This is a genomic window from Mycetocola reblochoni REB411, assembly GCF_900163835.1.
GTDB classification, from domain to species: Bacteria; Actinomycetota; Actinomycetes; order Actinomycetales; family Microbacteriaceae; genus Mycetocola_B; species Mycetocola_B reblochoni.
Genome location: NZ_FUKR01000013.1, coordinates 20,895 through 30,586 on the forward strand (window position 1 = coordinate 20,895; position 9,692 = coordinate 30,586).

Consider the following 9,692-nt stretch of genomic DNA (forward strand, 5'->3'; position numbering starts at 1 on the left):
AAGACAGTCGTCAGACCAATGTAACCGCATTCATTTCCGGCGCCGGCCGCGGAGTTGACACAGAGAGTGCTCAGGCGGTGGGATCTGAGTATGAGCGACTACGAGATCGACGAGGCCACGGCGGACGCCATCCTCGGTCACATGAACGGCGACCACAGCGACGACAACCTCCTCATCGCGCGGGCGTTCGGAGCCAGGGACGCCGTCCGCGCTCACATGACCGACGTCACCGTCGACGAGGGCGTCTGGCTCGCGGAGACGCCGATGGAGGAGATCACCGTGCGCGTGCCGTGGTCGACCCGGCTCACCGCGCGCGCCGACGCCCGCCGCGAGGTGGTGGAGCTGTACACGCGCGCCTGCCGCGAGCTCGGCGTGACGCCGCGCGAGGAGCACTAAGGGCTGACACGTCCGTGCTCACGGCCGCGGGCCCCGTCAGGACCACCCGGTCGTGACGGGGCCCGCGGCGGCCCTGCTCGCTACTCGTTGCCGAGCTTCTTGTCGATCGACTCGCGCGCCTCACCGACCTTGTCGGCGTACTTGTCGCCCGTGACCTTGTTGACCGCACCGGCGACGCCGTCCAGCACGCGGTCGCTGACCTTCTCCGCCTGCTCGCTCTTCAGCGCCTCCTGGACCTTCTCGCTGTTCGCCTCGACGAAGTCCTTGGCCTTCTTGGTGAGATCCTCGATACCCATGTCGCCCCTTCTCCGCGCCCGTGGCGCTGACGGTTTCCGCGGCCCGGTCGGGCCAGGCAACATTTTCCGACGCCGGGGGCGACGGGGCAAGATCCCCGTGCCGGGGCCACACGATGCACAGCGCACACCCCGGAACAGCAGTGTTCACGCACCGCCGGAGCGGCTATATTTAGGTTTACCTCACCCACTTGGACCCCCGGGAGCATGATGTCGACAGTCACCCCCTTCTCCGTGGCACTGCGCACGCGCACCCAGGCCAGCCACGCGTCCAGCGAGGGCGCGGGCTTCATGGACGAGCTGATGAGCGGCAAGGGCACCCGCGAGGACTACATCGCCATGGTCGCCCAGCACTACTTCATCTACGAGGCCATCGAGGCCGCCGCCGAGCGCATGCGCCGGGACCCCGTCGCCGCGACGTTCATCTCCGACGAGCTGACCCGCCTGCCCGCGATCGAGGCCGACCTGGAGTTCCTCATCGGACCGGACTGGCGCGAGCGGATCGAGCCGCTGCCGACGACGCGCGACTACGTGGCCAGGATCACCGAGGTCGGCGCCACCTGGGCCGGCGGCTTCGTCGCCCACCACTACACCCGCTACCTCGGCGACCTGTCCGGCGGTCAGATCATCCGCACGCTCATGCAGCGTCAGTTCGGCTTCGACACGAACGGCGTCGGGTTCTACCTCTTCGCCGACATCGCCAAGCCGAAGGTGTTCAAGGACGTGTACCGCCAGCAGCTCGACGACGCCCCGTGGGACGAGGCCGAGAAGGCCAGGGTCATCGACGAGGTCATCCGCGCCTACGCGTACAACACGGCGCTGTTCGCCGACCTCGCCAGGGCGAAGGCCGAGGCCGCGCAGGTCGCGTGAGCCCCGGCGACGCGGACCGTGTGGGCGCAAGCGGTACGGACCGGGTGAGCCCTCGCGTTGCGGGCGGACGACGAGGCCGCAGCGGGGGACGACGTGCGGCGCTCGGCGCGGCGGCGGTCGTCGTGGTCGCCGCCGGGCTGGCCGCCCACCGGCTCGGCTGGGGCCCGGTCGCCGACGGCTGCTACACCGCGCTGCTCTACCTGCTGATCGCTGTCGCGCTGCCGCGGGTGCGCCCGATCGCCGTCGGCGCGTCCGCGGTCCTGCTCAGCGCGGCGGTCGAGCTGTTCCAGCTGACGCCCGTCCCCGCGGAGCTGTCCGCGCGCTTCACGCTCGCCCGGCTCGCGCTCGGGACGTCCTTCGACGCCCTCGACCTGCTCTGGTACCTGGCCGGTGGCGTCATCGCCGCCGCGGCCGACGCGGTGCTGCGCGCTCGGGCGGACCGGCGGGCCCTGCCGACACGGCCGGCTTCCCGGGAGCGGGTGGACCGACCGGTGCGAATGGACCGGACGGACCGACCGGGCGAGACGCGCTGACGCCTACGCGCCGCGCTCGGGCGCGATGAGGCGGATCACCTGGGAGTCGTCCTCGGCGGCGAGGCCCTGCGCCTGCCCGACGAGGTACAGCTGCTCGGCCGCCGCCGCGACGGGCGTGGCCAGCCCCGCGTCCTTGGCCGCGCGCGTGACGATCCCCATGTCCTTGACGAAGATGTCGAGGCGGCTGAGCACCTCGGGCCCCTCCTCGTCGTAGGCCTGCAGCATCCGCGGGCCGCGGTTGCCGAGCATGAACGAGCCGGCGGCTCCCGCGCCGAGCGTGGCGAGGGTGACCTCCGGGTCGAGGCCGAGTCGCTCGGCCAGCGCCAGCGCCTCCCCCGCCGCGGCGATGTGCACGCCGCAGAGCAGCTGGTTGACGGTCTTGAAGGCCTGCCCGTCGCCCGGCCGGTCCCCGATCACCTGGAGCGTGGAGGCGAGCAGCTCCAGCACGGGCGCGGCCGTCGCGCGCGCCTCGGGGGTACCGCCGACGACGATGAGCAGGTCGCCCTGCCCGGCGCGGACCGGGCCGCCGCTGAGCGGGGCGTCGACGAGCGCGAGTCCGGCCTCGGCCAGCCGTCCGGCGACCGTGGTGACCTCCGTCACGCCGACGGTGCTGGTCAGGATCACGACGGCGCCGGGGCGCAGCTGCGGCGCGATGCCGTCCTCGCCGAAGAGCACGGTGTCCAGCTGCTTGCCGTCGCGGACGGCGAGCAGCACGGCGTCAGCCTCGCGGACCGCGTCGGCGGCGCTGTCGTGTGCAACGACGCCCTGTGCGGCGGCGAGTGCCGTGCGCTCCGGGTTGATGTCGAAGCCGTGGACGGTGAGGCCGGTGGCGAGCCGGGAGGCCATCGGCAGGCCCATGGCGCCGAGGCCGAGGACGGCGACGACGGAGGCGGACGAGGTGACGGGTGCTGCGGTCATGGCTGTGCTCCTTGCGGGATAGAGAGGTCGGGGGGGGCGGGCGCCGCTCGGGCGCCAGGTCGTGCTCAGTCCGCGGCGGGCCGGTGCTCGGGGAGCGCGAGGGTGGCGACGACCTCGGCGAGGGAGTCGTCCTGGCCGACGTTCCCGGCGAAGACGACGTAGGGGATGCCGCTGGCCGGTCCGCCGACCGGCTCCCAAAGCGAGACGATGCCGGGCAGCATCGGGCCGCGCACGATGGCGGAGCGGATACCGAGGCCGCGCGAGGCGACGTCGGAGGAGGTGATGCCGCCCTTGGCGACGACGAAGCGGGGCGCGTTGCGCTCGAGGACGCCGCGCACGACCTCGACCACGGCGGTCGAGACGCGGCGGGCGATGGTCAGGCTCTCGTCGGGGTCGTCCGTCTTGACCAGTGTCCTGCTGGTGTGGACGACGACGGTGCCCCGGTCCAGCGCTGCCGCGGCCCTGGCCGTCACCTGCTCCAGGTGGTCGGCCGAGCGGTCGTCGTCGAGGACGGCGGCGATGTCGATCTCGATCGTGTCGGCGAGGCCGCCCCTGCGGGACAGCTCCGCGAGCTGGCGGGTCGTCTGCCCGACGTGCGAGCCGACGACGACGAGGCCGCCGGTCGCCGCGCCCCCTCCGGGCCCGAAGACCTCGTCCGCGGTGAGCGGTGCGTGCTCGCTCTGGCCGATCCGGCCGCGGACGAAGGGAGGGCCCACGCGGTAGAGCAGCCGGGACCCGGCGTTCTCCGCGGCGATGAGGCCGAGCGCGAGCAGCCGGAGGTCGTTCTCGGTGACGACGTCCACGACGGCGGGTCGGCCGTCGGCCAGCGTCGCCAGGGCCGCTGCGATGGCCTCCGGGCCACGGCGGACGACGCCGAGGTCGAGGACGAGGACGTCCTCAGCGGGGACCCGCCCCGCCGTCTTCTCCTCGACCCAGTCGGCGAGGGCGCTGGAGCGGTAGCCGAAGGTCGCGTCGCGGGCGAACTCGCTCTCGCCCGCGGGGGTGAGCGCGCCGTCCGCCCCGCGCAGGTAGTGCACGCCGCCGATCGTGATGCGGCCGGCGTCGGGGAACGCGGGGACAATGACGACGCCGTCGTGCCCCGGCTGGCCGAGCTCGCGCACGGTGGCGTCGATGACGTCGGTCTCGAGCGGGTAGTGGCCACGGAGCGTCGAGTCGCCCCTGCTGACGAAGCTGAGCGTGATGCCGCGCTCGGCGGCGACCTCGCTCGCCGCGGTGACGATGCCGCGGTTGCGCTCGGCGGCGTCGGCCTCGCTCAGGCTGCGGGTGTTGGTGAGGATGTAGACGGCACGGGTGCCCTGGTCGAGCGCCCACTCGATGTCGCTGCGCTCCCAGGCGCTGAGCACGGGCAGGTCCGAGACGGACTGGGTGCCGGTCGGGTCGTCATCGAGGACGATCTGGACGCGGCCCTGTGCGGCGGCCGCGGCGGCGACCTCGGAGGCGGCGACCTCGACCTCGGCCGGGTAGGGGGCGAGCGCGTCGGTCTCGGTCAGCATCTGAACTCCTTCGTTGCGGTGTGCTCGACGACAGCAAACTTATATTACAAGTTGAGATGCGGGGCGCAAGCGTCGCGGCTACCCGGCGGAGGACTCCTCGACCGGCAACGCGAACCCGGGACGCACCTCCGCCACGTCCCGCAGCTCGGCCACCGCACGCCGGTACAGCCGGGCACCCCACCGCGCCCACTCCGCCTCCCCGAGGAGCGCCGCCTCGGGGTCATCACCCTCCTCGTCCGGGGCGGCCGCCGCGCCCGAGGTGCCCTCCCCGTCCCCGTCCATCTCCGCGAGCGCCCTGCGCTCCCACTCCGCGCCCCAGGCGATGAGCTCGTCGCGCAGCCCGGCACTGACCGGGACGGTGTCCTCGTCGAACGGGTAGTTGTCGGTGAAGCTCTCCCACAGCGGCACCGTCGTCCAGCCGGGGAACATCCGGAACACCCGCAGGCCGTCGGGCAGCACCACCGGCTCGCCCGCGAGCGAGCGAGCCATCAGGTAGCTGTCCTGCATCTCGGCGCGCAGACGCCACTCGGCGACGGTCGAGGGCTCACCGTCGGTGTAGTCGTAGCCGGACAGCCAGATCAGCCCCCGGCTGCGCACCGTGGCGACGGCGGCGCCGAACACGGGCGCGCTGCGCTCGTCGTCGACGATCAGGGCGAGTGACCAGAGCCTGGCGTCCCGCTCCGATGTCTCCTCCCCCGCCTCGAGCGCCTCGCGGAGGGTGCAGTCGCCGAGGTCGTAGGCGGCGACGGCGTTCCCCGGCCCCTCGAAGACGAGGAGCCGGTACCGGGCGTCGTGCGCCTCCCAGGAGGCGTCTCGCTCGTCGACCGGCTCAGCGATCATCCGCGCCCTCCAGCAGGTAGTGGTCGAGGTCGTCGGCGGTCTGCCTCAGGTGGGCCGCCATCGCCAGACGCGATCTCTCGGAGTCGCCTGAGCGCAGCGCGGCCGCGACCGCCTCGTGCATGGCGATCGCGTTGACCCTGATCTCGGCCACGGCCGAGGTCTGGGCGCGCTTCTGCTCCAGCAGCCTCCCGAGCGGCGCGAACACGACCGTGAGGAAGCGATTGCCGGATGCCCGAAGGATCACGTCGTGGAAGTCGATGTCCGCGGAGACGAAGCCGGCGACGTCGCCCGCCGCGTGCGCGTCGCGCATGCGGCCGGTGAGCCGGTCCAGCTCGTCGAGGTCCTCGCCGGTGCGGTGCCCGGCGGCGAGCGCGGCCGCCCCCGACTCGATGACCGCCCTCAGCTCGACCAGCTCGCGGGAGGCCGACGCTGCGTCGCTGCCGTCGGTGCGCACAGCGGCGAGCAGGATCGCGTCCAGGTCGTTCCAGTCCTGCCGGGGACGCACGACGCCGCGCCTGCCCTGGCTGGCGCCGACCACGCCCTGCGCCTGCAGGCGCTTGAGCGCCTCGCGCATGGTCACCCTGCTCACCCCGTGGGCGGTCGCGAGCTCGGCCTCGCTCGGCAGCTCCGACCCGGCGGGCAGCTCGCCGGACACCACGCGCTCGAGCAGCGCGTCGGCGACGGTACTCACCAGCGACGGACGGGACACGGCTCTCCTCGGCATCGCGCGCGGCGGCCCCGCGGCTCCCGGCCAGTGTATCCAGGCGCCGCGGGGCCGCCGCGGGCGCGGACGGCGTGCACCCGTCCGCGCCCGCGGCCCTCAGGCCAGCGTCTTCGCCCTCGACGGCGCCGTCCGCGCGTGGGTGACGTAGATCACACCCCCAACGAAGGTCAGACCGCCCACCAGGTTGCCGACGACGGTCGGCAGCTCGTTCCAGACCAGGTAGTCGCCGATGGTGAAGTCGCCGCCGAGCATGATGCCGATCGGGAACAGGAACATGTTGACGACGGAGTGCTCGAAGCCCATGTAGAAGAACAGCATGATCGGCATCCACATCGCGATGACCTTGCCCGGCAGGCTGTCCGACATCATCGCGCCGACCACGCCCGTCGAGACCATCCAGTTGCACAGCACACCGCGGACGAACAGCGTCAGCATGCCCGCAGCCCCGTGCTCCGCGTAGCCGAGGGTCCGCCCCTCGCCGATGTGGCCGATCGCCTCGCCGACCTCGTTCGGCGGCGTCGAGAAGCCGTAGGTCAGGTAGATGGCCACGAGCAGGGCCGTCGTCAACGCGCCGGCGAAGTTGCCGACGAAGACCAGCCCCCAGTTGCGCAGCAGGGCGGGGAACGTCACGCCGGGCCTGCGGTCGATCCAGGCCAGGGGGACGAGGGTGAACACCCCCGTGAGCAGGTCGAAGCCCATCAGGTAGAGCATGCAGAAGCCGACCGGGAACAGCATCGCCCCGACGAGGGCGTTGCCCGTCTGCACGGTGATCGTCACCGCGAACGCCGCGGCGAGCGCCAGGATGGCCCCCGCCATGTACGAGCGGATGAGGGTGTCGCGGGTCGACATCAGCGCCTTCGACTGGCCGGCGTCGACCATGCGGATCGCGAAGTCCTTGGGGGCGATGTAGGACATGTCAGTCTCCGTTCGGCTCGCCGGTCACCACTGGTACGGCAGGAACTTGCCGTCGATCGTCACGACGACGCGGTCGCCGTCCGGGTGGGGACGGCGCTCGAGGGTGACGTTGCAGTTGATGGCGCTCATGATGCCGTCGCCGAACTCCTCGTGGATCGCCTCCTTCAGGGCGGGGCCGTAGACGGCGATGAGCTCGGAGAAGCGGTAGATCGTGGGGTCGGCCTTGAGGGTGTCTCCGGTCAGGCGGTACGGCTGCTCCTGCAGCGCGGCGACCGTGGCGTCGTCGAGCCCGAGCAGCTCGCCCGCGCGGGCCGCCAGGGGGGCGGGCACGGGGTGCGAGCCGAGCAGCGCGGCGATCGTCCAGAGCAGCGGGCGGTCGAGCTGCTCGGCGAGCTGCTGCCAACTCGACCCCGTCTCGGCCAGGCGGCGGCGGACGGTGATGGCCGCCCGCTCCTTCGACTCGTTCCATGCGCTCATCGGGGTGCTCCTTCGGTCGGGGGACGGCCGGGCGCCGTCCGCGTCTGACAGCAACTCCAGCGCGTCGCCGGCCGGCGGCGTGAGGCTTTTCGCGCAGCGTTCCGTGCGATTCGCGCAGGCCCGTCCAGGTTTTACCGCGCGGAAACAGCGGCGAAACGATTGCCCGTCGGCGCGCTGGCTAGCGTCGGCGTCACACGGCCAGGGGCGCGAACGCCCCGGGCGACGACGGTGGCAGCACAGCGACGGCGGACGACGGGAGGGCGGGCTGATGACGGGCACGGCACGCCTGGCCGAGGGACCGGCCGCCCTGAGCGCGACCGCGCTCGCCGAGGTCGTCGCCGCGGCACCCACGCCGTTGTGGGTGATCGGGGGTGAGGGCGGCGTGGCACTGGCCAACCACGCCGCCCTCGATGTGCTCCGCTTCCGGCCGGATGACGTGATCGGCGCGCATAGCCACGACGTACTGCACGGCCGGCGGCCCGACGGCAGCGCCTACCCGCGCTGCGAGTGCCCGATCCTCACCGGGGGCGACGCGCGCACGCCCCACGGCACCGAGTGGTTCATCGCGGCCGACGGCGAGCCGATCCCCGTGACGTGGTCGACGCGGCGGCTGCCGGGCGGCGGGACCACCCTGCTGAGCTTCGCCCGCGCACCCGTCGCACACCACCGCGGGGAGAGGGAGCACCGCCGACTGCAGGAGCTCGCGGAGGCGGCCACCCCTCAGGGGCGCGAGCAGCTGGTCGAGCGGCTGTTCGACATCATGCACGAGCGCTTCACCGACCCGGAGTTCGGCGCCGCCGCGCTCGCGGAGGAGGCGCACCTGTCGCTGCGGTCGACGCAGCTGCTCCTGGCCGAGGCGGGGACCTCCCCGGCCGCGGCGATCCGACGGCTCCGCCTGGAGCTGGCCGGCCGTCTGCTGGCGCGGGGGGCGAGCGTCGGGGGCGCGTGCACCGCGAGCGGTTTCGGCGACGCGGGCTCCTTCGCCCGGCGCTTCCGCGCGCACTTCGGCGTGGCGCCGAGTGCGTACCGGGAGGCGGGCTCGGCCGCCGGACGGTAGCGCCCCGCCAAATCCACAAGAACTGTTGTGATTTTCGCTGGAGCATTGGACGATCGCTCTATGCCACGACGCAACAGTGCGACCACGGCCAGTGCCACACAGCTCCGTGCCCTCGCCCATCCCACGCGCCTGCGCCTCCTCGGCCTGCTTCGCACGATCGGCCCGCGAACGGCAGCGGGCTTGGCGGAGTACATCGACGAGGCGCCCGGCACGCTCAGCTATCACCTCGGCACGCTCTCGGCGGCGGGCCTCATCACTGAGCACAAACAGGAAGGCCGAGACCGGCGGGAGCGCTGGTGGCAAGCCGCGAACGCCACCACCAGCTGGGATGAGACCTCCTCGAGTGCTCTCAGCCGACAGGTCATGCAGCTCTATGCGCAGCAGTACGAGCATTACCTGGACACAGCCTCGACGCTCAGCGACGACTGGCGCGCGGCAGGGAACACCAGCGACCGCGTACTGCGGCTGACCTCGCGGGAGGCAGCGGAGCTCTCGGCAGAACTCACCGGCCTCCTTCAGCGCTGGGCAGAGCGAAGCGCAGACGCGGACGCCGCGCCAGCCGCGGCCAATGGAAGCGACTCCCGAGAACCCGTCTTCGTGCTGATTCAGAGCTACAGCCTCCAATCATGACCCGGCCATGGCACGAGCGGTCCGGACTGCTCCCGCTCGTCGTCGGGCACGTGCTGTCCCGGACCGGGAACGTCGTCGTACAGTTCTCCGTCCCCTTCGTTGTGCTGGCAACGGGCGGCGATGCTGTTCAGCTGGGTCTGGCCTCCGCAGCCGCCACCCTTCCGGTCCTGCTCGGCGGCCCGCTCGGCGGCGTCCTCGTCGACCGGATCGGCAGGGTTCGCTCCGCCGTCATCGCCGATGTCGTCAGCGGAGTGATGATTACGGTGCTGGGGGTGCTCGGCCTCGCAGGCAGCATCAACTTCACGCTCCTGCTCGGACTGGTATTCCTCGGCGGGCTCCTCGACGCCCCCGGTGAGACCGCGAGGCAGGTGCTCCTGCCCTCGATCGTCGGCCAAGCCAAGATCCCGCTTGAGCGAGCGGTCGGCTTCCTCGACGCAACGAACCGCGCCTCGGTGCTCCTGGGCGCGCCGCTAGGGCGTGTCTCCTAATAGGGTCGCCCAGGTGAGGCAGGCGTGGAGGACGGCT

13 protein-coding genes are annotated in these 9,692 nt (G+C 72.3%); 6 read left to right on the forward strand and 7 right to left on the reverse strand.

The genetic code is table 11. From position 1 onward, the window contains the following. Window positions 1-90 precede the first annotated feature (90 nt). Window positions 91-396, forward strand: a complete 306-nt coding sequence (locus FM119_RS02180) for a DUF2470 domain-containing protein (protein ID WP_087136056.1) — start codon at window positions 91-93, stop codon at window positions 394-396. Between the two features lie 80 nt (window positions 397-476). Here the strand turns inward: FM119_RS02180 and FM119_RS02185 are convergent, their stop codons facing one another. Next, on the reverse strand, window positions 477-692 hold the full coding sequence (locus tag FM119_RS02185) for an Rv0909 family putative TA system antitoxin (RefSeq protein ID WP_087136057.1): 216 nt from the start codon (window positions 690-692) through the stop codon (window positions 477-479). Window positions 693-899: 207 nt separating this feature from the next. Between FM119_RS02185 and FM119_RS02190 the strand changes: the two genes are divergently transcribed. Both FM119_RS02190 and FM119_RS02195 read left to right on the forward strand, forming a co-directional pair. Further along, a complete protein-coding gene (locus FM119_RS02190) occupies window positions 900-1,559 on the forward strand; it encodes a biliverdin-producing heme oxygenase (RefSeq protein WP_087136058.1) in 660 nt (219 codons plus the stop codon). Between the two features lie 44 nt (window positions 1,560-1,603). Next, complete coding sequence (locus FM119_RS02195; RefSeq protein WP_218778708.1) at window positions 1,604-2,092, forward strand: ribosomal maturation YjgA family protein; 489 nt, start codon at window positions 1,604-1,606, stop codon at window positions 2,090-2,092. Between the two features lie 3 nt (window positions 2,093-2,095). Here FM119_RS02195 and FM119_RS02200 read toward each other — a convergent pair whose 3' ends face one another. The 6 genes from FM119_RS02200 to cynS all read right to left on the reverse strand — a co-directional run bounded on the left by FM119_RS02200 (window position 2,096) and on the right by cynS (window position 7,480). Next, a complete protein-coding gene (locus FM119_RS02200) occupies window positions 2,096-3,010 on the reverse strand; it encodes an NAD(P)-dependent oxidoreductase (protein WP_087136059.1) in 915 nt (304 codons plus the stop codon). Between the two features lie 65 nt (window positions 3,011-3,075). Continuing rightward, on the reverse strand, window positions 3,076-4,524 hold the full coding sequence (locus FM119_RS02205) for a four-carbon acid sugar kinase family protein (RefSeq protein WP_087136060.1): 1,449 nt from the start codon (window positions 4,522-4,524) through the stop codon (window positions 3,076-3,078). A gap of 78 nt (window positions 4,525-4,602) precedes the next feature. Continuing rightward, complete coding sequence (locus FM119_RS02210) at window positions 4,603-5,364, reverse strand: hypothetical protein (protein WP_087136061.1); 762 nt, start codon at window positions 5,362-5,364, stop codon at window positions 4,603-4,605. Beyond that, window positions 5,354-6,073: a FadR/GntR family transcriptional regulator gene (locus FM119_RS02215; protein WP_087136062.1), complete on the reverse strand. Its 720-nt coding sequence runs from the start codon at window positions 6,071-6,073 to the stop codon at window positions 5,354-5,356. Before FM119_RS02215 ends, FM119_RS02210 begins: the two co-directional genes overlap by 11 nt. 111 nt (window positions 6,074-6,184) lie before the next feature. Next, window positions 6,185-7,003, reverse strand: coding sequence for a formate/nitrite transporter family protein (locus tag FM119_RS02220; RefSeq protein ID WP_087136063.1), 819 nt, complete (start codon window positions 7,001-7,003; stop codon window positions 6,185-6,187). A gap of 24 nt (window positions 7,004-7,027) precedes the next feature. Further along, entirely contained in the window at window positions 7,028-7,480 is a 453-nt protein-coding gene (gene cynS / locus FM119_RS02225) for a cyanase (RefSeq protein ID WP_087136064.1), read from the reverse strand. A 268-nt stretch (window positions 7,481-7,748) separates the two neighbouring features. On the opposite strand from cynS, the gene FM119_RS02230 reads away from it, so the two are divergent. Genes FM119_RS02230 through FM119_RS02240 form a run of 3 tightly spaced genes read left to right on the forward strand, consistent with a single transcriptional unit; the run spans window position 7,749 to window position 9,655 of the window. Continuing rightward, the gene (locus FM119_RS02230; protein WP_179205158.1) at window positions 7,749-8,537 is read left to right on the forward strand and encodes an AraC family transcriptional regulator; all 789 of its coding nucleotides are present in this window, start codon (window positions 7,749-7,751) and stop codon (window positions 8,535-8,537) included. A gap of 60 nt (window positions 8,538-8,597) precedes the next feature. Continuing rightward, a complete protein-coding gene (locus tag FM119_RS02235; protein WP_087136065.1) occupies window positions 8,598-9,167 on the forward strand; it encodes a winged helix-turn-helix domain-containing protein in 570 nt (189 codons plus the stop codon). After that, window positions 9,164-9,655, forward strand: coding sequence for an MFS transporter (locus FM119_RS02240; RefSeq protein ID WP_087136066.1), 492 nt, complete (start codon window positions 9,164-9,166; stop codon window positions 9,653-9,655). The genes FM119_RS02235 and FM119_RS02240 overlap by 4 nt, the downstream gene beginning before the upstream one ends. The last annotated feature ends 37 nt before the right edge of the window (window positions 9,656-9,692 follow it).